Source organism: Actinoplanes sp. NPDC051475, from assembly GCF_040689425.1.
Taxonomy (GTDB): Bacteria; Actinomycetota; Actinomycetes; order Mycobacteriales; family Micromonosporaceae; genus Actinoplanes.
In genome coordinates, this window is sequence record NZ_JBFAZZ010000001.1 from 562,589 (window position 1) to 584,429 (window position 21,841).

Annotated in this window: 16 protein-coding genes; 9 read left to right on the forward strand and 7 right to left on the reverse strand. The window is 71.8% G+C overall.

The window, feature by feature from the left end; all coding sequences use genetic code 11:
- Positions 1–33: 33 nt before the first annotated feature.
- Positions 34–666, reverse strand: a complete 633-nt coding sequence (locus AB0368_RS02520) for a DUF6230 family protein (protein WP_366151975.1) — start codon at positions 664–666, stop codon at positions 34–36.
- Between the two features lie 439 nt (positions 667–1,105).
- Between AB0368_RS02520 and AB0368_RS02525 the strand changes: the two genes are divergently transcribed.
- From AB0368_RS02525 to AB0368_RS02550, 6 genes are all read left to right on the forward strand, one after another.
- Complete coding sequence (locus tag AB0368_RS02525; protein WP_366151976.1) at positions 1,106–2,737, forward strand: ATP-binding protein; 1,632 nt, start codon at positions 1,106–1,108, stop codon at positions 2,735–2,737.
- Positions 2,738–2,747: 10 nt separating this feature from the next.
- The gene (locus AB0368_RS02530; protein ID WP_366151977.1) at positions 2,748–4,655 is read left to right on the forward strand and encodes an ATP-binding protein; all 1,908 of its coding nucleotides are present in this window, start codon (positions 2,748–2,750) and stop codon (positions 4,653–4,655) included.
- Positions 4,656–4,724: 69 nt separating this feature from the next.
- Entirely contained in the window at positions 4,725–5,621 is an 897-nt protein-coding gene (locus tag AB0368_RS02535) for a hypothetical protein (RefSeq protein WP_366151978.1), read from the forward strand.
- The gene (locus tag AB0368_RS02540; protein ID WP_366151979.1) at positions 5,618–6,010 is read left to right on the forward strand and encodes a GntR family transcriptional regulator; all 393 of its coding nucleotides are present in this window, start codon (positions 5,618–5,620) and stop codon (positions 6,008–6,010) included. The genes AB0368_RS02535 and AB0368_RS02540 overlap by 4 nt, the downstream gene beginning before the upstream one ends.
- Before the next feature lie 102 nt (positions 6,011–6,112).
- Positions 6,113–6,715: a hypothetical protein gene (locus AB0368_RS02545; RefSeq protein ID WP_366151980.1), complete on the forward strand. Its 603-nt coding sequence runs from the start codon at positions 6,113–6,115 to the stop codon at positions 6,713–6,715.
- 176 nt (positions 6,716–6,891) lie between these two features.
- Positions 6,892–9,336 carry a glycogen/starch/alpha-glucan phosphorylase gene (locus AB0368_RS02550; RefSeq protein WP_366151981.1) on the forward strand — a complete coding sequence of 815 codons (2,445 nt, stop codon included), beginning with the start codon at positions 6,892–6,894 and terminating at the stop codon, positions 9,334–9,336.
- 46 nt (positions 9,337–9,382) lie between these two features.
- Here the strand turns inward: AB0368_RS02550 and AB0368_RS02555 are convergent, their stop codons facing one another.
- The 4 genes from AB0368_RS02555 to AB0368_RS02570 form a co-directional block, all read right to left on the reverse strand.
- Positions 9,383–10,297 (reverse strand): carbohydrate ABC transporter permease, encoded by a 915-nt coding sequence (locus tag AB0368_RS02555; RefSeq protein WP_366151982.1) that lies wholly within the window; start codon positions 10,295–10,297, stop codon positions 9,383–9,385.
- On the reverse strand, positions 10,294–11,235 hold the full coding sequence (locus AB0368_RS02560; protein ID WP_366152381.1) for a sugar ABC transporter permease: 942 nt from the start codon (positions 11,233–11,235) through the stop codon (positions 10,294–10,296). Before AB0368_RS02560 ends, AB0368_RS02555 begins: the two co-directional genes overlap by 4 nt.
- Before the next feature lie 111 nt (positions 11,236–11,346).
- Complete coding sequence (locus AB0368_RS02565; RefSeq protein WP_366151983.1) at positions 11,347–12,714, reverse strand: ABC transporter substrate-binding protein; 1,368 nt, start codon at positions 12,712–12,714, stop codon at positions 11,347–11,349.
- 354 nt (positions 12,715–13,068) lie between these two features.
- A complete protein-coding gene (locus AB0368_RS02570) occupies positions 13,069–13,737 on the reverse strand; it encodes a response regulator transcription factor (RefSeq protein WP_366151984.1) in 669 nt (222 codons plus the stop codon).
- 108 nt (positions 13,738–13,845) lie between these two features.
- Between AB0368_RS02570 and AB0368_RS02575 the strand changes: the two genes are divergently transcribed.
- Both AB0368_RS02575 and AB0368_RS02580 read left to right on the forward strand, forming a co-directional pair.
- The gene (locus tag AB0368_RS02575; RefSeq protein WP_366151985.1) at positions 13,846–16,239 is read left to right on the forward strand and encodes a glycoside hydrolase family 32 protein; all 2,394 of its coding nucleotides are present in this window, start codon (positions 13,846–13,848) and stop codon (positions 16,237–16,239) included.
- 122 nt (positions 16,240–16,361) lie between these two features.
- Complete coding sequence (locus AB0368_RS02580; protein ID WP_366151986.1) at positions 16,362–17,732, forward strand: glycoside hydrolase family 68 protein; 1,371 nt, start codon at positions 16,362–16,364, stop codon at positions 17,730–17,732.
- On the opposite strand, the gene AB0368_RS02585 is transcribed toward AB0368_RS02580, so the two are convergent.
- Entirely contained in the window at positions 17,729–18,982 is a 1,254-nt protein-coding gene (locus AB0368_RS02585) for an APC family permease (protein WP_366151987.1), read from the reverse strand. The two genes, AB0368_RS02580 and AB0368_RS02585, sit on opposite strands and share 4 nt — an antisense overlap.
- Positions 18,983–19,117: 135 nt before the next feature.
- Between AB0368_RS02585 and AB0368_RS02590 the strand changes: the two genes are divergently transcribed.
- Positions 19,118–20,974 carry a translation factor GTPase family protein gene (locus AB0368_RS02590; protein WP_366151988.1) on the forward strand — a complete coding sequence of 619 codons (1,857 nt, stop codon included), beginning with the start codon at positions 19,118–19,120 and terminating at the stop codon, positions 20,972–20,974.
- Here AB0368_RS02590 and AB0368_RS02595 read toward each other — a convergent pair.
- Positions 20,960–21,835, reverse strand: coding sequence for an MHYT domain-containing protein (locus AB0368_RS02595; protein WP_366151989.1), 876 nt, complete (start codon positions 21,833–21,835; stop codon positions 20,960–20,962). The genes AB0368_RS02590 and AB0368_RS02595 overlap by 15 nt on opposite strands.
- Positions 21,836–21,841 lie beyond the last annotated feature (6 nt).

Sequence of the window (21,841 nt, forward strand, 5' to 3'; positions counted from 1 at the left end):
GGACGGTGCATTCCGCGGGCCTCGGGTCCTACGTCAGAAACACTCCACCGGCTTGCCGTCGCTACCGGGCAGGTTGACCTTCATGTTGAGCCCGGTGAGCTTGAAGGTGCCTGCCGAGGTCGAGACCGCGGTCTGCCGGAGGCCCGTGATGGTGACGTGCTTGGCCTCCTGGCCGAACATGCCCGCATCCGGGTAGTGCGCGTCCTTGCCGCCGAGACCCAGCGTGGAGGCGTCCTGACCGATGTTGATGTCGGTGAACTCGGCGTCGCCGCTGAGCTCGCTGACACCGATCAGCAGGTTGGTGGCCGCCGCCGGCTTGGCCTCGTCCCGGCCCGCCCGGATGGTGAGGGTGATGGGCAGGCCCGGAGTCTTCACGGACTGACACAGGTTGTAAAGCTTCGCCGAGGAGATTCCGGAGATGGCGACCGGAATGGGAGTTCCGTCGACCTTCTTGACGGAGTCGCCGTACTGCGCAAAGCCGTTTCCGTCGAGCTTGTCGGCGGAGATTTTGAACGATTGACCGGACACGGCGAACGAAGCGGCGAACGCCCCGTTGGCCATCCCGAAGACCAAGGCACCGGCTGCCGCGGCAGGCACCGCTGCCGCTACGGCGAAACGGCGCCAGTTGGTGCGACCGTATGCCGGACCGCCTTGCGCATCCTTCACGGATCCTCCTCGTACGTGACTGGTGGAACGGCTCGGCCGCACCGCCATGCGGCTCGCATCGCGGCCGACATCAGTCGGTCCGGAAGTGAGGCACATCGATGCAGCCGGTTAACGTGCGGGAAATGTTGCCTCTACCGGGTGACGGGGACAAGGGGGTCGGCTACCCGCCGGTAACGTCTGCGAAACGAGGACGATTACTGTGCGCGACCATAGACGGGGTTCGCGTCCGTAAGATGCGTCACAATCGGACACATCGGTTGTCCAACTCACATGTGACCGTCACCACACGTACGCAGACTTCGAAGGTTACGGATAGGTAACAACTTTCAGGAAGCTCTCAGGTCTGTGCACGGGGCGTGCGGAGAGCGCCCGTTCAGATCGGGGCGTTCCGTGCCGAATTACCTCAGGTCGGGACCTTGTGAGAAGAGGACTGTGGCCGGTGAGCGGAGACGAGCGGGAGCGCCTTGCGGCCCTGCACGAGTACCGCCTGATCGACGCGCCCGCCGACGACGAGCTCGAGGCGGTCGTCCGGGTGGCCGCCATGGTCGCCGGCGTGCCGACCGCGACGCTCAACCTCATCGATGAGAACCGGCAGTGCCAGCTGACCACCACCGGCTTCGAGGGCGGCGACTCGCCCCGCGCCGACTCGATGTGCGCGATCCGCTTCGAGACCGGTGGGTTCACCTACGTGCCGGACGCGAGCCAGGACCCCGTGTACCTGGCCAACCCCTGGGTCACCGGCCTGCTCGCCGATGTGCGCTTCTATGCCTCCGCGCCGCTGGTGACGCCGCAGGGACACGCGCTGGGCACCCTGTGCGTCTTCGACTCGCAGCCGCGGGAGCTCGACGCGGAGCAGGTCGCCCGTCTCAAGGACCTCGCGCAGGTGATCCTGGCCCTGTTCGAGCGCCGCCGGCAGGCCCGGGTCAACGCTCGGCTGCTGGCCGAGGCGGAGGCGCGCCAGGAGTTCACGGACGCGGTCCTGGAGACCATCGACGTGGCCGTCGTGGCCTCGGACCCAGCCGGGCACCTGAGCATGTTCAACCGCGCCGGCCGCGCCTGGCACGGGCTCGACGCGGACGACTCGATCGAGCCCGAGGACCTCTCGGAGCGCTACCAGTTGTTCCGCGTCGATGGGATCACGCCGCTTCCCGCGGACGAGATCCCGCTCCTGTGCGCGCTGCGGGACGGGGCGGTGCACGGCGCCGAGATGATCATTCGGCCGGCGGGCAGCCCGCCGCGGCATGTCGTCGCGAGCGGGCGGGCGATGGCCTCGCCCGGCGGTACGCCGCTCGGCGCCGTCGTCGCCATGGCGGACGTCACCGCCGACCGGGCCCAGCGGCGGGCCCTGGAACAGGCCCACGCCGACCTCGCCGCCACCATCGCGGAGCTGCGGCGTTCCAACACCGAGCTCGAGCAGTTCGCCGGCGTGGTCAGCCACGGCCTGGCCGCGCCGCTCGCGGTCGTCAACGGGTACCTCGAGCTGCTCTCCGACGAGTACGGCGACGGCCTGGATCCGCAGGCGCGCAAGTGGATGGGCTCGGCGACCCGGGCGATCGCGCGGATGCAGGGGCTCATCCGGGGGCTGCTGACCTATGCCCGGGCAGGGAGCGAGCCCTGCCGCCGCGAGAAGACGGACCTCGGCGAGATCGCCGGGCAGACGCTGAGCGACCTGCGGGACAGCGTCGCCGCCGCCGGTGCGGAGGTGACGGTAGCCCCCGACCTTCCCCGCCTCGACGTCGATCCGACCCTGATGCGCCAGCTGCTGCAGAACCTCATCGGCAACGCCGTGAAGTACCGCCATCCCGACCGGCCGGCCCGGATCGAGGTGTCCGCCGTACCCCGCGACGACGAATGGCTGGTGACCGTCACGGACAACGGGATCGGCATCGCCGAGTCCGAGCGGCGTCGCGTGTTCGACATGTTCGCGCAGGTCGAACCGGGTGCCCGCGCGGGTCACGGGGTCGGCCTGTCGACCTGTCAGCGCATCGTCGAGCGGCACGGGGGCCGGATCCGGGCCGAGGCGGCGCCCGGCGGCGGCACCACCATCGCCTTCACCCTGCCGGGTGCCTGAGGTGGGGAGCATGCGGCGCCGCGCGAATGCCGCCTTCGTCGTCCTCGTGACGCTCTTCGTGGCCGTCGTGGTCCTCCAGATCGTGGTCGGGGACCGGCTCCGCGCGGAGCAGGCCGAGCACACGTCCCGGCTCGAGCGGGTTCGCGACGCCAACATCGCCGTGCTGCAGCATCTGACGGACGCCGAGACCGGCGTACGCGGCTTCCAGCTCACGGGCGACCAGGCGTTCCTGGAGCCGTACCAGCACGGGCGGGTGGGTGCCTTCACGTCGCTCGACCGGGCGGCGGCGGAGACGGCCGATCAGCGGGTGCTCGGGCTGCTCGCCGAGGAGCGTGCGGCGGCGTCCCAGTGGATGTACGCGTACGCGACCCCGATCGTCATCGCGGGGGTCGCCGATCCGGACTACTCGCAGGCGGAACGCGGCAAGGAGCTGTTCGACCGGGTCCGTACCGCCAACACCGCGGTCGACGCCGCGATCCAGGGCGAGCAGCGCACGTACGCCGCCGCCGCCCGCCGCCAGTCGAGTCTCGCCCAGCTGCTGTTCGCCGGGCTCGGCGCTGCCCTGCTCGCCGTGGCGGTCGCGCTGGGCCTGTGGGGCCGCCGCTCGCTGCTGGCGCCGCTCGAGCACATGCGGGCGACCCTGGACCGCCTCGCCCGCGGAGAGCTGTCCGCGCGGGCCGTCCCCTCGGGCCCGGGGGAGATGCGGGCCGTCATCGGCACGCTCAACCGGCTGGCCTCGGAGACCGAGCGGCTGCATGCCGCGGATCAGGCCCGGCTCGTGCGTACGGAGCTGCGCCAGGCCGTCGCCGGGGCCCTGCTGGACGGCGGCGACGCCGCGCTCGGCGCCCGCCGGGTGGCGCGGCTGATCGGCGAGGCGCTCGGCGCGGACGCCGTCCACGGGCGGATCTGCGTCCAGTCCGCCGGCGCCGTCGACGTGTGCTGGCCGGACGGCGCGCCGTCGCTGTCACCGGAGGCGGCCGGGGACGTGCTCGCCGCGGAGCCGGGCGTCGTCATGACCGTGCCCGGCGTCGAGGGGGCGCTGGCCGTACCGCTGGGGGGCGACGCCGAGCACCCGCCCGGACTGCTCCTGCTCCTGCGCCGCGACCGCCCGGAGTGGACCGAGGAGGACCGGCGCCTGCTGGCCACCGTCGCGCGCGAGATCGACCGCTCGGCGCGCCAGCACCGGCTGACCTACCGCCAGGAGCGGCTGATCAGCGAGATGCGGGTGCTCGACGAGCGCAAGGACGCCTTCGTCGCCACCGTCACCCACGAGCTGCGGACGCCGCTGACCAGCATCCTCGGCTACGCGGAGATGCTCACCGAGGGCGACGGCGGCGACCTGGCCCCGATGCAGCAGCGCGGCCTGTCGGCGATCCTGCGCAACGCCCACCGCCTCCACGAGACCGTCTCGGACCTGCTGCTGCTGGACCGGGCCAACCACGCGATGGCCGAAAGCGCCGTACCGGTGGACCTCGTCGCGGTGGCGGCGACCGTGCAGGCGGAGTTCGCGCCGGTCGCGGCGGCCCGCAACATCGGCCTCACCGGGGAGACCGACGCCGTGGCGGTCGACGGCGACCCCCGCCAGCTCGAACGCGTCCTGCGCAACCTGCTCGACAACGCGATCAAATTTACGGGTACGGGCGGCCACGTCACCTACCGCGTCCACGCCGACGAGGACACGGCGGTCGTGGTGGTGACCGACACCGGCATCGGCATCCCGGACGCCGACCTGCCCGGGCTGTTCACGCCCTTCCACCGCGCCGCCAACGCCATGGACCGGGCGGTGCAGGGGTCCGGGCTGGGGCTGGCCATCGTCCGCACCATCGTCACGGAGCACGGCGGCACGGTGGCGGCGGAGTCGAAGCTGGACCAGGGGAGCACCTTCACCGTCCGGCTGCCGTTGCGGACGGCCGGCTGACGCCACTTGTATTGACACAAGGCGCCGACCCTGGTCTTGTATCAATCCCCTGATACAAGGAGGGTCGAGGTGGCCTTGCCCGTGTTCACTGTGGCGGCGACCGTGCTGCTCGTTCTCGCGATCGCCGCGTTGCTCGTCGTCCGGGCGGTCGGTCCCGGACCGTTCGCCGGCAGAAGTGCCGCGTCGCCCACCCGGCCGCCGGCCCCGATCGCGTGGGTGGCGGGTGAGCGCCGGGCCGCGCGCTGGCGCTGGGCGGGCGTCGTCGCCGGCCTGGCCGGCGCCGCGGTCGTCGCCCAGACGGGAGCGCTCGGCCGGGGGCTCCTGCTCGCGGCCCCGGTGTTCGGGCTCGGCGTGCTCGCCGGGGCGCTGGCCGGCGAGGTCACCCGCCCCGCGCCCGCGGGCGAGCTCCGGGTGGCTGCGCTGCGCGTCCGGCGCTCCGCCGACTACCTGCCGCGCCTGCTCGGCGCCACGGTCGTCGTCGCCACCGTGGTCCTCGTCGCGGTGACCACGGTGACCACGGCGATGGGCGCGCCGGACGACATGGGACGCGCCGGCCGCACGCTGGCATGCGTACGCGCCGGCTGGTCGTCGTCCTACGGGCCTTGGCCCGGCAGCTACTACACGCTGCCCGGCGCGGTGTGCGTCCTTGCCGGCCTGGTGGCGGCGGCACTGGTGCTGCGCCGGGTGGTCCGGCGTCCCCAGGCCGCTTCCGACGCCACCGCCGACGACGCCCTGCGACGCCGGTCGGCCGAGCGGGTGGTCGCCGCGACCGGTGTCTCGGTGCTGATCCCGCTCACCGGGGTCGCCCTGACGGCGGGCCTGGCCCTGAGCTCGCTCGCGGGCGACTGCGCGACGTCGTGGTGGGCGACCGCCGGCCCGGTGCTGACCGGAGTCGCGATCGCCGCCTTCGCCGCGGCCGCCTGGTGCGCCGCCTGCCTGCTCCTGCCGTCGCGCACCGCCGGATGACCGCCCGGCCCACGCTCACGGTCTCCGCGAGCGACCCGACACCGCCGTACGAGCAGGTGCGGCGCCAGCTCGCCGACCTCATCGGCAGCGGCCTGCTGCGCCGCGGCGACCGGCTGCCCCCGCTGCGCCAGCTGGCCGGCGACCTCGGCCTGGCGGTCGGTACGGTCGCCCGCGCCTACCGCGAGCTGGAGGCGGCCGGACTGGTCGTCTCCCGGCGCGGCGGAGGCACCCGGGTGGCCGACCGGCCGCCACGCCCCCCGGATGCCGGCAGCCCCGACCCGGATCTCGACCGCGCCGCGGAGGAGTACGTGTGGCGGGCACGCGCGGCCGGCGCCGACCGTGCGGCGATCCTGACGGCGCTGCATCGGGCGCTCGACGGGACGCCCTGAGCGCGCGGGCGGTTGCGCAACCGAGGTGCTCCACGGCCCGCAACCTGCCTGCAACCGGACACCCGAACTCTGGAGTTCCCCCGATCCGAGGAGCTCCTTCCGATGCGTTTGCGCCGTACCGCTGTCACCGCCCTGCTGACCGCCGGCATCCTGGTTCCCGCCGTCTCGACCGCGGCCGTCGCCTTCGCGAAGCCCCCGGCGCCCGGCGCGTCCCACGCCACCGCCAAGCCCAAGGCCGGCGCCAAGCCCAAGGCCACCCCGAAGCCGACCAAGACCACCAAGGCGCAGAAGCCCGTACGCTTCACCGCGTCCGGCACCGTGACCGCCGTCGACGCCGAGGCCGGCACCGTCACGCTGCTTGCGAAGGGCGGCAGCAAGGACGTTCACAAGCGCACTGTCACCGTGACCGTGCCCGCCCAGGCGTCGATCCGGGTCAACGGCAAGAAGGCCACCGTCGCCGTTCTGGCCGCCGGCTTCAAGATCGAGGTGACGGGCCGCCGTACCGGCACCGTCTACACGGTCGAGGTCCTCCGGGCGAACGGCAAGAAGGTCACCGCCAAGCCGAGCCCGAGCGTCACGCCGAGCCCGAGCACCAGCCCGACGACCGAGCCCGGTGACGAGCCGACCGATGAGCCGACCGATGAGCCGACCGATGAGCCGAGCACCGAGCCGACCGTGGAGCCGTCCAGCGACCCGTCGGTCTGAACGACCGATCTCCCGTGACGGGAAGGGGACGCCGGCTCCGGCGTCCCCTTTTCCGTTGCCCGCCGTGACCGGCATGACGAGGTCGGCCGAGGTTTCATCGGCAAGTGGCGCCGCGGGCTCGCGCGGTTACCGATACTCGAAGGGTCCGGTGTTTCCGCGGGGGAGAGGCTCAATCCGTGACCCACGTCAGCCCTGTCTGTGCCACGCCCACGGAGATCGAGTTCGAGCTCGTCGGCAACCTGGCCCGGTCGCGGGGCACGACCGTCGAGTCGGCCAGCCCGGAGGACCTCTACCAGGCGCTCGCGCTGACCGTGCGGGACCACCTCGTGGACCGGTACATCCGCACCACGGAGGCCCATTACGCGGCGAATCCGCGCTTCGTGTACTACTTCTCCGCCGAGTACATGCTGGGGCGCCAGCTCGGGCAGAACCTGCTGTACACCGGCACCGCGGACGTGGCCCGCTCGGCGCTGGAGGCGCTGGGGGTCGATCCGGCCGACGTGGCGGCGCTCGACGTCGAACCGGGCCTGGGCAACGGCGGCCTCGGCCGGCTCGCCGCGTGCCTGCTCGACGCCCTCGCCACGCAGGACATCCCGGCGGTCGGCTACGGCATCCGCTACGACTTCGGCATCTTCAAGCAGGAGTTCCGGGAGGACGCTCAGGTCGAGCGTCCCGACGACTGGACGTACTACGGCAACCCCTGGGAATTCCCGGCGCCGGACGACCAGCAGCGCGTCGGCTTCTACGGCACGACCGAGCCGGGCGAGGGCGGGCGGGCCACCTGGGCGCCCGGCGAGGTGGTGCGGGGCGAGCCGAGCCACATGCTGGTCCCCGGGTACGGCACCGGCACGGTGAACATCGTCCGGCTGTGGCGCGCTCGCGCCGCCCGCGAGTCGTTCGACCTGTCGCAGTTCGGTGCGGGCCGGTACGGCGAGGCGGTCGAGGCGATCGTGCGGTCGGAGACCATCAGCAAGGTCCTGTACCCGGACGACAGCACCGAGCTGGGCCGCGAGCTGCGGCTCAAGCAGCAGTACTTCCTGGTCGCCTGCTCGCTGCGGGACATCATCCGGCGCTACCGGCTGCGCAACGACGGGTGGGACGCCTTCGCCGACAAGGTGGTGATCCAGCTCAACGACACCCACCCGGTCATCGCGATCCCCGAGCTGATGCGCATCCTCGTCGACGAGGAGGGCCTGGACTGGGAGCGGGCCTGGTCGATCACCCGGCGGGTCTTCGCGTACACGTGTCACACGCTGTTGCCGGAGGCACTGGAGACGTGGCCGGTGTGGCTGCTGCGCCGGCTGCTGCCGCGGCACCTGGAGATCATCTTCATGATCAACCACCACTTCCTGCAGCACGTCGAGCGCCTGCACCCGGGCGAGCCGGAACGCCTGCGCCTGCTGTCGATCGTCGAGGAGGGCGGCGAGCAGCGGGTACGGATGGCCCACCTGGCCGTCATCGGCAGCTTCGCGGTGAACGGGGTCGCCGCCCTGCACTCGCGGCTGCTCACCGAGACGACCCTGCGGGCCTTCGCCGACGTGCTGCCGCACCACTTCCACAACGTCACCAACGGCATCTCGCCCCGGCGTTTCCTGCTCGTCGCGAACCCCGGGCTGACCCGGCTGATCAGCGCGCGCCTGGGCGGCCCGGAGTGGCTGCGCGACCTCGACCGGCTCGCCGACCTGGAGCCGGCGGCCGGTGACCCGGAGTTCCGGGCGCGGTGGCAGGCGGTGAAGCGGCGCAACCGCCAGGAGCTGGCCCAGTACACGCAGACGGCGACGGGGGTGACCCTGGACCCCGACGCCCTCTGCGACGTCATGATCAAGCGTTTCCACGAGTACAAGCGCCAGGTGCTGCGGGTGCTGCACGTGATCGTGCTCCATCAGCGGATCAAGCGCGGCGACCTGGCCGCCGTCGTGCCGCGCTCGATCGTCTTCGGGGGCAAGGCGGCGCCCGGCTACTACGCCGCCAAGCGCGTCATGCAACTGGCCAACGTCGTGGCCGGCGTGGTGAACGCCGATCCGGAGGTCGCGCCGTACCTGAAGGTGGCCTTCCTGCCGGACTACAACGTGACCCGGGCGGAACTGATCATCCCCGCCGCCGACCTCTCCGAGCAGATCTCCATGGCCGGCAAGGAGGCCTCCGGGACGAGCAACATGAAGCTCGCCCTGAACGGCGCGCTGACGATCGGCACCCTCGACGGCGCGAACGTGGAGATCCGCGACCGGGTCGGCGCCGAGAACTTCTTCCTCTTCGGCATGGACGCCACCGAGGCCGCCGCGCTGCGAGCCGGGCCTTACCAGCCCCGTGCCTACTACGAGCAGGACTACGAGCTGCGGGCGGCGATCGACGCCATCACCGGCGGGCCGTTCGCCTTCGACGGCGGCGACATCCTGGTGGGGGACCTGCTGGGCCACGACGAGTATCTGACCCTGGCGGACTTCCGCGCCTACACCGACTGCCAGGACGAGGTGGCCCGGGTATGGCGGGACCAGGACGAGTGGACGCGCCGGGCGATCCGCAACGTCGCGCGCAGCGGGTTCTTCTCCTCCGACCGTACGATTCGCGATTACTGCCGAGACATCTGGCACGCGGTGCCGGTACGGCCCAACGAGAAGTGATCACCGTCCGCGGCCGCCCGGGTGGGCCGGGCGGCCGGGACGCGTGTCAGCCCTTGACGCTGCCCGCGAGCAGGCCGCGGACGAAGTAGCGCTGGAGCAGCAGGAAGATCGTGACCGGCACGATGATCGACACGAAGGCGCCCGCCGACAGCAGGTGCCACGCCGTGCCCCGGGTGCCGCTCAGGTTCGCCAGCGCCACCGTGATCGGGGCGACGGCGTCGCCGCCGCCCGCGAAGGTGAGGGCGACCAGCAGGTCGTTCCACACCCAGAGGAACTGGAAGATGCCGAACGCGGCGAGCGCCGGGCGCAGCAGCGGCAGCAGCACCTTGAAGAAGATCGCCACGTGCCCGGCGCCGTCCACCCGCGCCGCCTCCAGCAGCGTCGACGGCACTTCCCGCATGAAGTTGTGCAGCAGGTAGATCGCCAGCGGCAGGCCGAAGATCGAGTGCGACAGCCAGATCGTCCAGAAGGTGTTCGCCAGGCCCGCGTCCACATAGAGGGTGAGCAGCGGGATCAGGGTCACCTGCAGCGGCACGATCTGCAGGGCGAAGATCACCAGGAACAGGACGTTGCGGCCCGGGAACTTGATCCAGGCGAACGCGTACGCCGCGATCGTCGCCAGCGTCAGCGGGATGATCACCGAGGGGATCGTGATCACCACCGAGTTGACGAAGAACGCGCCCAGACCGGCGCCGCTCTCCGAGTCGAGCACGGCCTTGTAGTTGTCCATGGTGACGGTGGGGTTCGAGAAGAACGTCCACCAGCCGGTCGTCTTGATCGCCCGCTCGGGGCGGAACGACGAGACGAGCAGACCGAAGGTCGGCAGCGTCCACAGCACCGCGATGACGATCGCCGCCAGCGAGGCCCAGGGGGAGCTGAGCTTGCGCTTCGCGACGGCGGCCGAGGACAGTTGCTTCTTGTCCACCGGCAGTGCCGTCGCGGGCGGGGTGGTGGTGGTCATAGCGCCTCCGATCGGCGGATCTGCCGGATGTTGTAGACGACGATCGGGATCACCAGCAGGAACAGCAGGACCGCGAGTGCCGCGCCGAGGCCCTGGTTGTCGCTGCGGAAGCTCTGGCTGTAGAACTCGTTGGCGATGACGCTGGTGTCGAACTGGCCGCCGGTCATGGTCCGCACGATGTCGAAGACCTTCAGCGTGCCGATGCCGATGGTGGTCAGCACGACCACCACCGCCGGGCGGATCGCCGGCAGGGTGACGAAGCGGAACATGCCCCAGGGGGTGACGCCGTCGAGCCGGGCGGCCTCGACGATGTCGTCCGGGATCGCCTTGATGGCCGCGGACAGCACGGTCATCGCGAAGCCGGCCTGGATCCAGATCATGACGACGATCAGCAGGAACGTGTTGAGCGGGGAGTCCACGAGCCACTGCTGCGGCGTGCCGCCGACCCACACCAGCAGCTGGTTGAGCAGGCCGATCTGCTTCACGTTGCCCTGGTCGGGCCGGTATTCGTAGACGAACTTCCAGATGATGCCCGCGCCGACGAAGGAGATGGACATGGGCAGGAAGATCAGCGCCTTGGCGGCCGACTCGAACTTCGACTTGTCCACCAGGATGGCGTAGAGCAGGCCGACCGCGGTCGCCACGAACGGCGTGACGACGACCCAGAACACCGTGTTGCGCAGGACGGTGAGCTGGTCACCGTCGGTGAAGATCGTCTTGTAGTTGTCCAGGCCGATGAACGCGTTGCCGGCGGCGTCGAAGAACGACTCGTAGATCGTCCGCACGCCCGGGTAGACCAGGCCGACGAGCAGCATGAGCAGGGTGGGCGCGAGATAGGCGTACGCGACCCAGCGGTCGGCGCGCCGGCCGCGGAACAGGGTGGCGAGGAAGAGGATGATGCCCACGACCGCGGCGAAGAGCAGGATCGCGGCGAACATCAGCCCGATCTTCGCGGTGTTGGTCTCGGCGGTTAACACGCGACCCGTACCTCCTTGTAGGTGCAAGGGGGCCGGTCACCTCTCGGCGACCGGCCCCGGGGTGGTTCTACCTCACTTGGGCCACGCGTTCTCGATGTTGTCGACGGTGGTCTTGGTGTCCTGTCCGGTCACCCAGCTCGTCGCCTGCTTCCAGAACGCGTTCGAGCCGATGGCGGCCGGCATCTGGTCCGAGCCGTCGAAGCGGAAGACCGTGTTCGGGTCCTTCAGGATCGTCGCGGCCAGCTTGTCGATCGGGTTGCTCAGGTTGTTCGGGTCGATGCCCTTGTTGGCGCTGACCCAGCCCTGCGAGACCTTGGCCTTGTTGTTGGCCCAGGTGTCGGTGGACAGGTAGGTCTGGAACGCCTTGACCTCGGGCCGGTCGGCGAAGGCGAGGTTGAACTCACCGCCGCCGAGCACCGGCTTGCTGCTCGCGTCCTTGCCGGGCAGGTAGAACGCGAAGACGTCGCCGTCCTCGGCCACCTTGACGTCCTTCGGGAAGTTCGCCGCGTAGAAGCTCGCCTGGCGGTGCAGCGAGCAGGTGTTGCCGTCGACGATCGGCAGGCCCGCGTCCTGGAACGTGGTGGTGGCGATGCTCTTGACGTTGCCGAGGCCGCCGTTGACGTACGCGTCGTTCTTCAGGTACGCGCCGACCGCGTCCAGGGCCGCCGTGGACTCGGGGCCGTTGAACGGGATCTCGTGGTTGACCCACTTGTCGTACGTCTCCGGCCCGGAGAGCCGGAGCATGAAGTCCTCCATCCAGTCGGTGATGGGCCAGCCCGTGGCCTCACCGCTGGCGATGCCGGCGCACCACGGCTTGCGTCCGCCGTCCGCCGCGATCTTGTCGGAGAGCTGCTTGAGCTCGTCCAGTGTGGTCGGGACCTGGTAGCCCTTCTCCTTGAACTCGGTGGGCGAGTACCAGACCAGGGACTTCACGCTGGCACCGGACGGCGCGGCGTAGAACTTGCCGCCGACGGTCGCGTAGCCCTTCCAGTCCTTGCCCCAGAACTTGTCCACGTTCGCGGCGACCTCGGCCGGGGCCTCGACGGCCTTGCCGGTGGCGACGAGCTGCTTGAGCAGGCCCGGCTGCGGCACGATGGCGATGTCCGGCGGGTTGCCGGCCTTGGCACGCACCAGGACCTGGGTCTCGAAGGCCTTGTCGCCCTCGTACTTGATGGTCGCACCGGTGCAGTCCTCGAAAGGCTTGTACGAGTCCTTGTACGCCTTGTCCTCCGGCGTCACGATGCTGGCGTAGACCGAGACCGTTTTGCCCTTCAGGTCGCCGAAGGACTTGAACTGCGCGCAGTCGATCGACTGCTTGGCCGTGGAATCGTCGTTCGAGTCGTCACTGCCGCCACAAGCGGCCAGACCGAACACCAGGCCCACGCCGAGCGAGCCGGCAAGGGCGCCGCGCAGGCGCGGACTCCTGGAATGACCGAACATACCTCTCCCTATGTCACATCACGCCGGGGCGTGACAACACCGTCACCGTCTCCGGTTCCCCCGGCTGTCAGTCAAGAACGGGCAGCCGTCTTTCGCAATGTTTCCGGTTGATCAACCGAGTAACGATTCGGCACCGGACCAGCGCTGTTCTTAAACGATTAAGAAAGCTAAAAGTGCTCCTGTGCTGACGGAGTGGTGATATTCAACGACCACGGTCGATGCACGACGTTTCCGGCTCCGCAAGATCTTTCAGCCGCCGGCGCCCCTGCCGCCGGGGGCGGTGCGGTGTCCAGGGAGTGGCTCCCCCGGACACGGTCCAGGGGGATCCCTGCTCGGACCGGCGTCGGTGAGCGCTCAGGGGAGGGCGGCGCGGAGGGCGTAACCGAAGCCGCGGTGGGTCACGATCAGGGGCGGCCCGAGCTCCTCGAGCCGGCGCCGCAGGGAGCCGACGTACGCGTCCACCGTGTCGGAACCGGTGCCGCCGTGCCCCTGCACGACCTCCAGGAGCTCCACCCGGGGCAGGACCCGGCGGGGGTTCTGCAGGAAGTGGCGCAGCAGGTGCGCCTCGGCGGTGCAGAGCTCGACCGGCTCGCCGGCGCGGCGCACCTCCAGGGTGTCCTGATCGAGCTCGACGTCGGCGTGCCGCAGGACCCGGGTGGTCCGGTGCAAGAGGGCGCGGACCCGGGGCAGCAGCACGCCCAGGTCGATCGGCTTGGTGATCCAGTCGTCGCCGCCGTAGGCGAGCCCGGCCACCAGGTCGGCCCGGGTGTCGCGGGCGGTCAGGTACACCACGCCCGCGCCGGAGCCGCCGGCCCGCAGCCGCCGGCACACGTCCATGCCGTCGCCGTCGGGCAGCATGACGTCCATCAGCAGCAGGTCGGGCCGGTGTTCGGTGGCTTTCTCGACGGCCTGGGCGGCGGTTCCGGCGGTGTCCACCGCGAAGCCGTGGAAGCTCAGCACCGTGGAGAGCATGTCGACGACGGCCGGCTGGTCGTCGACGACGAGGATACGAGGACTGGTCATTCGGGCCATGAGACCAGAGCAGCATGAGAATCCGATGAACGTTGTGTCGAGCCATCGACAGATGGTGATATGGGGAAACTGCCGGAAAGACGGCGAAGGGATCCCCGCATGCGCGGTCACGGCCTGCTCGCCCTGGTCCTGCTCGTCACGGTCGCCGTTGTCGCCCCCGGCGCCCCCGCGTCCGCCGGTGCCGCCGGCGACTACCCCGAGTTCCCGTACGCCCCGACCGCCTACGCCGAGCCGCACCGCGGGCAGGTGCACTTCAGCCCGGCGGGCGGCTGGATGAACGACGTGAACGCGCCGCTCTACGCCGACGGCGTGTACCACCTGTTCTTCCAGCACAACCCGCACGGCCTGCAGTGGGACACGATGCACTGGGGGCACGCCGTCAGCCCGGACCTGGTGCACTGGACCCAGCGGCCGATCGCCCTCGAGCCCGGCGTGCACCCCGGCAACCTCTTCTCCGGCGGCGGCGTGGTGGACAACGCGAACACGTCCGGACTGCGCACCGGTGAGCGCGCCCCGATCGTCGTCTTCACCGGCACCGACGGGGTGAGCGTCGCGTACAGCAACGACGGCGGGGAGACCTTCCAGGCGTACGACCACGGCCGCAAGGTCATCACCATGCCGGCCGAGAGCCGCGACCCGAAGGTGTTCCGGTACGAACCGGCCCGCCGCTGGGTGATGGTGGTCTGGTCCGGCGCGGGCGGCAACGCCGCACACTTCTACACCTCGCCCGACCTGCTCACCTGGACCTTCGCCAGCCGGTACGCGGCGGACTGGCTCTTCGAGTGCCCCGACATGTTCCCGCTGCGCGCGGACGGCACCGGCGCCACCCGATGGGTCCTCAACGACGCGAGCGGCGAGTACGTCGTCGGCTCCTTCGACGGCACCACGTTCACCGCCGACGATCCCCGGCCGAAGCGGATGGACGAGGGCGACAACCGCTTCGACGGCAGCTTCTACGCCGGGCTCACGTTCAGCAACCTGCCCGGCGGCCGGACCGTGCAGATGGCGTGGATGCCGGGCAACCACGGCAGCGTGTGGACCGGCAGCGCCACCTTCCCGGTCGAGCTCGGACTGCGGACGTATCCGGACGGCCTGCGCGTGACCCGTACGCCTGTCCCCGAGATCGACTCGCTGCGCGGTGCCGCCACCTCGTGGTCGGACCGGACGGTGACCCCTGACGGCTCCGGCGACCCGCTGCGCGGTGCGTCGGCCGACGCGTACGAGCTGACGGCCGAATTCGACACCGCGGCCGCCACGGCCGCCCGCTTCGGGTTCCGGCTCGGGATCCGGCCCGACGGTACGTCCACCCGCGACGTCACGTACGACCGGGCGGCCGGGACGCTGGACGGCGCCGCACTCGCCCCGATCGCCGGCCGGATCCGGGTGCGCATGATCGTCGACCGGGGCCAGCTCGAGATCTTCGGCAACGACGGGCGGCTGTCGGTGACGCGTACGGTCGCCTTCGACCCCGGCGCGTACGGCCTGGGCGCCTACGCCGAGGGCGGGAGCGTACGGCTCGTCTCGCTGCGGCTGACCCCGCTGCGTCCCGCGTGGGGGAGCGGGGAGCCGACCCTGCACAGTGACGTCGCCGGGCCGTGGCACGGCGCCGGGGGAACCTGGAGCGACACCGCCGACGGCAAGCGGGGCGAGGCGCCCGGGGACGGTTTCTACCTCGGCGCGGGCACCGGCACCGACTTCACGTACGAGGGCGACGTCCGGCTGGACACCGCCGTCGCGGCGGGGCTGACCTTCCGCGGCCACTACACCCTCAACGTGGACGCCGGGGCCGGGGTCATGAAGCTGTGGCGGCCGGGGCGCGACATCGCGTCGGTCCCGGCGCCGGTGTCCCGCGGCAGGTTCCACCATCTGCGCGTCGTGGCCGAGGGCTCCCGGTTGCGGGGCTACCTGGACCACGCCGCCACGCCGCTGATCGACGCCGTCGACGACGCGTACGCCGCGGGCCCGTTCGGCCTCAACGTGTTCCAGGGCGGCGCGGTGCTGCAGAACCCCGAGACCGGCGCCGCGGGCTGGCAGCAGAACGTGGGCGGCGCCTGGGCTCCGGCGGCCGGTGCCTGGACCGCGCCCGGCGCCGGCGTGGCGGGCCGCCGTACCGGTGACGGGTTCTATCTGTCGGCGCGCAGCGGCGCCGACTTCACCTACGAGGCCGACCTGCGGGTGGTCTCCGGCCGGGCCGCGGGACTGACCTTCCGGGCCACGCCCGGCGCCACCGGCCACTACACCGCGAACATCGACACCGACGGCTACGTCAAGCTGTGGCGCCCCGGCCGGGACATCGCCACCTTCGAGACGGCGATCGTGCCCGGCCGCACCTATCACCTGCGGGTGGTGGCGAGCGGCGATCGTCTCGAGGTGTTCCTCGACGGGCGGGCGGCGCCGGTCATCAGCGCCACGGACGGCGCCTACGCCGCCGGTCTGTTCGGGGTCAACGTCTTCGACGGCAGCTGCCTGATCCAGGGCGTCAGCGTGCGCTGACCGGTTCCACCGGTCAGACATATCGACCCAACGCATTGATGGTGATGGAATTCCTGCCCGACCTTACCGTCTTCGTGGCACCGGTGCTGAATCGAGTTGACACAAGACGGAGGAGGGTACGAATGTTCACCGACCATCGAACCCCGCACCGGGTCCGGCCCGCGCTGGCCACCGTCGTCCTCGTCGCCACGCTCGGCCTGCTGGGCGTTCCCGCATCCGCGGGCCCGCAGGCGGCGACCGGCGCCGACCGATTCAGCCCGCAGGGCACCTACACCGCGGTCTGGAGCCGCGCCGACGCCCTGAAGGTCCGCCCCGACGCCACCAACACCAGCCCGCTCATCCCCGCGATTTTCCCGGTCATGACGGACCAGGTCTGGATCTGGGACACCTGGCCGCTGACCGACCTGACCACCGACGTGGTGACGTACCGGGGCTGGCACGTCATCTTCTCGCTCACCGCGCCCCGGAACATCTTCTTCGGCGACCGGCACTGGCAGGCCCGGATCGGCTACTTCTACTCGCGCGACGCTCGCACGTGGACCTACGGCGGACCGCTGTTCCCGCCCGGCTATTCCCTCGGTTCCCGGGAGTGGGCCGGGTCGACGGTCCTCAAGGGACGCGACCAGGTCCAGACCTTCTACACCGCCTCCGGCCACGACAACGGCGGCGTCGACCCCAACGACCCGCTGCAGCGCCTGGCGACCGCGAGCGGGCGCATCCACGCGGACGCGAGCCGGGTGTGGTTCACCGGCTTCCGCGACCACAAGATCATCGCTGAGCCGGACGGGCGGATGTACCAGACTCTCCAGCAGTCGCAGGCCGGCCCGATCATCTATGCCTTCCGCGACCCGTTCGCCTTCCGCAACCCCGCCGACGGCCGCGTCTACGTCCTGTTCGAGGGCAACACCGGCGGCGTGGCGGGCGACTACCGGTGCACCTCGCGCGACCTCGGCCCGCTGCCGCCCGGGCACACAGTCCCGGCCGACTCCCGGTTCTACACCGGCAACATCGGCCTCGCCGAGGCGACCAGCGCGAACCTGCGTACCTTCCGGTTGCTGCCGCCGGTGCTGTCCGCCAACTGTGTCAATCAGCAGACCGAACGGCCGCACCTGGTGTTCCACCGCGGGCAGGTCTACCTGTTCACCATCAGCCACACCTTCACGTACGCCCCCGGGCTGACCGGGCCCGACGGCGTCTACGGCTTCGTGTCGCGGACGGTGCGCGGCGACTACCGGCCGCTCAACGGCAGCGCCCTGGTGCTCGGCAACCCGGCGAGCCAGCGCCTGCAGCAGTACTCGCACTACGTGATGCCGAACCTGCTCGTGGAGAGCTTCATCGACACCATCTTCACGCAGCCGGGGGAGCAGGCACCCGTCTACGGCGGCACCCTCGCGCCGACGCTGCGCCTGGAGTTCCGCGACGCGAACACGTACATGGTGCAGCAGCTGGGATACGGCTACATCCCCGCCACCCGTACCCCTCCGCGCCCCTAACCCTGCTGCCGCCGGTCGCGGGACTCCCGTGACCGGCGGCCCGCCTGCCACACCAGCGCGCCCACGGCGAACACGGCGAGGCCGGCCAGCACCGAGGGGCGCGGCAGGGTCGCCGCCAGCAGCAGGCACCCGGCCAGGCCCAGCACGGGCAGCGGCCGCGGCGGTGCGCCCTCGTCGCGCCGCAGGGTCAGGGCGGAGGCGTTCGCGACCGCGTAGTAGACCAGCACGCCGAACGACGAGAAGCCGATCGCCCCGCGCAGGTCCACCAGCACGACCAGGGCCGCCACCGCCGCGCCGACCGCCACCTCCGCCCGGTGCGGCACCCCGTGCCGGGCGCCGACCGCGTCCAGCACGCCGGGCAGGTGCCGCTCGCGCGCCATGGCGAAGGTCGTCCGGGACACGCCCAGGATCAGCGCCAGCAGGGCCCCCAGGGCGGCGAGAGCCGCGCCCACCCGGACGACGCCGGTCAGCCACGCCGCGCCGGCCGCGGTGACCGTGTCCGCGAGCGGCGCCGCCGAGGTGGCCAGCCGTGCCGGGCCGAGGACTCCGAGCACGGCGGCCGCGACCAGGGCGTACAGCACGAGCGTGACGCCGAGGGCGAGCGGGATCGCGCGGGGGATCGTGCGTTGCGGGTCCCGTACCTCCTCGCCCAGCGTGGCGATGCGCGCGTACCCGGCGAAGGCGAAGAACAGCAGCCCGGCGCCTCGCAGCACGCCCCACGCGTCGGCCGGCACCGCGCCGCCGCTCGGTCGTGCGCCGGCGGTCAGCCCGGCGGCCACGACGGCGAGCAGCACGGCGATCACCACCGCGACGATGACCCGGGCGGCCGTCATCGACTTCTGGACCCCGGCCAGGTTGAGGAAGGTCAGCGCGGCGACGGCCAGCACCGCGAGCACCTTCTCGTGGCCCGGTGCCACGTACGCGCCGAAGGTGAGCGCCATCGCCGCGCAGGAGGCGGTCTTGCCCACCACGAACCCCCAGCCGGCCAGGAAGCCCCAGAGGTCGCCGAGGCGCTTGCGGCCGTACACATAGGTGCCGCCGGACGACGGATAGAGCGCGGCCAGCCGCGCCGAGGAGATCGCATTGCAGTACGCGACCACTCCCGCGATCGCCAGCGCGAGCGGCAGCCACGAACCGGCGGCGGCCGCGGCGGGGGCGAACGCGGCGAACACCCCGGCCCCGATCATCGCGCCGAGGCCCACCACCACCGCGTCCGTCGTGCCCAGCCGCCGCGTCAGTCCGGATGTCATCCCCGGAAATCTAGTGGCGACCGCGCGGTCCCCGTCGTACGGTCGGCCGGACGACGACCTCTGACCCGGGAGACGACATGCGAGACCTCGGCACGCTCCGGCTGACCAGTCCGCTCTCGTCCTCCGAGGATCTCCTTGTCCTTCCGTACGCTGAATCTCGGCGTCCTGGCACACGTCGACGCCGGTAAGACCAGTCTCACCGAACGCCTGCTCTTCGCCCACGAGGCCATCGCCACGCTCGGCAGCGTCGACGCGGGCACCACCCGCACCGACAGCGGCGAGCTGGAACGCGAGCGCGGCATCACCATCCGCTCCGCGGTCGCCTCGTTCCGGCTCGGCGCGCTGCGCGTCAACCTCATCGACACACCCGGGCACCCGGACTTCATCGCCGAGGTGGAGCGGGCACTGGCGGTGCTCGACGCGGCGGTGCTCGTGGTCTCCGCCGTCGAGGGCGTGCAGGCCCAGACCCGGGTGCTGGTGCGCAGCCTGCGCCGGTGCGGGCTGCCCACGCTGCTGTTCGCCAACAAGATCGACCGGCCGGGGGCACGGACCGGCGGCCTCGTCGCCGACGTGCGGACGAAGCTCGGCGTGGACGTCGTGGCGATGAACACCGTCCGGGCCGCCGGCACCCCGGGCGCGGCGACCTCGCCCGAGGCGTCCCTGCACGAGCTGGGTCCGCACATCGCGGAGGAGACCGCCGCCGGCCGGCTGCATCCGCTCTTCTTCGGCTCCGCGCTGACCGGGGAGGGCGTCGGTGACCTCGCCCACGGCCTGGCCACGCTGCTGCGGCCGCAGCGCCCCACCGACGGCGGGCCGCGCGGGTTCGTCTTCGCCGTCGATCGGTCGCCGACCGGCGAGCGGGCCGCGTGGCTGCGGCTCTTCGCCGGCGAGGTGCGCGAGCGCCGGCGGCTGCGGCTCACCCGGCCCGGCGGCGGCGTCAGCGGAAGGGTGACCGGCCTGACCGTCGCCGGCGGCGGGGACGTCCTGCGGGCGGGCGGCATCGGCAGGGTGCGCGGCCTGGACGGCGTCCGCGTCGGTGATCGGCTCGGCGACCCCGGCCCGGTCGCCGCGGCACAGTTCTCGCCGCCCGGCCTCGAGTCCGTGGTCCGGCCGGCCCACCCCGGCCAGGAGGCCCGCCTGCACGCCGCGCTGGCCGCCCTCGCCGACGAGGACCCGCTGATCCGTACGCGTCCGGCCGGCGACGGGCGGACCTCCCTCCTGCTGTACGGGGCGGTGCAGCGCGAGGTGATCGCCGAGCGGCTGCTCCGGGAGTTCGGTGTCGAGGCGCTGTTCGGCGACGTCCGGCCGGTGTTCGTCGAGCGGCTGTGCGGCACCGGTCACGCCGAGACGGCGTTCGACAAGCACGGGGGCAGCGACTTCTGGGCGACGGTCGGCCTGCGGGTCGAGCCGGGACCGGCCGGCTCGGGCCTGCGCTACGTCCGCGACGTCGAGTGGGGCGCGCTGCCGCGGGCGTTCCACACGGCCACCGAGGACGCCGTCCGCGCGACCCTCGAGCAGGGCCTGTACGGCTGGGAGGTGCTCGACTGCACGGTGACGGTGACCCGCGCCGGGTGGAAGTCACCGATCTCGACCACCGCCGACTTCCGCGGGCTGACGCCGATCGTGCTGCTGCGGGCGCTGCGCGACGCCGGCACCAGGGTGCACGAGCCCTGCCAGGCGTTCGAGGCGGAGGTGCCCGGCGACACGCTCGGCGCGGTGCTCGGCCGGCTGACCGGCCTGGGCGCGGAGATCTCCGGATCCGGGCAGCGCGGCCCGTCCTGGATCGTGGCGGGTCAGGTGCCGGCCCGGTCGGCGCAGGAGGTCACACGGGCGCTGCCCGGCCTGACCCACGGCGAGGGTGCATGGTGGACGCGGCCCGGCCGGGACCGCCCGGTGCGCGGGCCGGCGCCCGTCCGCCCCCGCCTGGACGGCAACCCGCTGGACCGCGAGGAATACCTGCGCTTCCTGAGCGACCGGTCACTGGCGCGATGAGCGGTCCCGGTACGTCCACGTCGCCCCACCCAGCGCCGACCCGCGCTGCTGCGGCGCCTCCGGGGCGGTGGCCGGGGCTTGCGCGGGTTCGCCCTGCTCCAGCCGGGCGGCGAGGTATGCCGCCGCGGCCCGGTCCTCGTCGGTCGGGGCGGCCATCAGCGCGTACATCAGGCCGAGGACGCCGAAGATCACCGCCAGGCCGATGGGGGCGAGCATCGCGGTGGCCGTGGCGCCCGACGGGACGGTGCCCGCGGGGTCGGGGCGTACGGAGATCGCGGCCATGCCGGTGAAGTGCATGCCGTTGACGGCGATGCCCATGATCAGGGCGGCGCCGAAGATCACGACCGGCTTCTGCACGGTGACGGTCAGCCAGAGCGCGACCGTGGCCGCCACGACCGCGATCACCACCGAGGCGATCACCCTGGTCCGGTCGTACCCGATCTCTCCGTTGAGGTGCAGGGCGTACATGCCCATGTAGTGCATCGCGGCCACGCCCAGCCCGGCGAGCACCCCGCCCGCGACGATGCGCAGGAGGCGGGCCCGCTCGCCGCCGAAGACGATCATCATCCCGGCGCCGACCGCCGCGATCGCCAGCAGCGCGCTGGCGGCGGTCAGGGCGGCGTCGTACCGGATCGGGGTGCCGACCACGTCGAAGCCGAGCATCGCGACGAAGTGCATGGTCCAGATGCCGGTGCCGCCGATGGCGATCGCCGAGAGCGTCAGCCACCAGGCCCGGCCCCCGCCGGTACGGGCGGCGCGCAGCCGGGTCGCGCAGATCAGCCCGAGCAGCGAACCGAGCACCGACAGCGCGTAGCTGACGGCCGGTGTGACCCACCCGTGCTCGAAATGATGGATCTCCATGTCCGT

Excerpts from the sequence above, each read along its gene's own strand:
- AB0368_RS02560 (WP_366152381.1), bottom strand. The coding sequence starts at position 11,235 with ATGTTCGCCGCGATCCTGCTCTTCGCCGCGGTCGTGGGCATCATCCTC.
- AB0368_RS02530 (WP_366151977.1), top strand. The coding sequence starts at position 2,748 with ATGCGGCGCCGCGCGAATGCCGCCTTCGTCGTCCTCGTGACGCTCTTC.
- AB0368_RS02570 (WP_366151984.1), bottom strand. The coding sequence starts at position 13,737 with ATGACCAGTCCTCGTATCCTCGTCGTCGACGACCAGCCGGCCGTCGTC.
- AB0368_RS02555 (WP_366151982.1), bottom strand. The coding sequence starts at position 10,297 with ATGACCACCACCACCCCGCCCGCGACGGCACTGCCGGTGGACAAGAAG.
- AB0368_RS02580 (WP_366151986.1), top strand. The coding sequence starts at position 16,362 with ATGTTCACCGACCATCGAACCCCGCACCGGGTCCGGCCCGCGCTGGCC.
- AB0368_RS02545 (WP_366151980.1), top strand. The coding sequence starts at position 6,113 with ATGCGTTTGCGCCGTACCGCTGTCACCGCCCTGCTGACCGCCGGCATC.
- AB0368_RS02585 (WP_366151987.1), bottom strand. The coding sequence starts at position 18,982 with ATGACATCCGGACTGACGCGGCGGCTGGGCACGACGGACGCGGTGGTG.
- AB0368_RS02575 (WP_366151985.1), top strand. The coding sequence starts at position 13,846 with ATGCGCGGTCACGGCCTGCTCGCCCTGGTCCTGCTCGTCACGGTCGCC.
- AB0368_RS02595 (WP_366151989.1), bottom strand. The coding sequence starts at position 21,835 with ATGGAGATCCATCATTTCGAGCACGGGTGGGTCACACCGGCCGTCAGC.
- AB0368_RS02565 (WP_366151983.1), bottom strand. The coding sequence starts at position 12,714 with ATGTTCGGTCATTCCAGGAGTCCGCGCCTGCGCGGCGCCCTTGCCGGC.
- AB0368_RS02540 (WP_366151979.1), top strand. The coding sequence starts at position 5,618 with ATGACCGCCCGGCCCACGCTCACGGTCTCCGCGAGCGACCCGACACCG.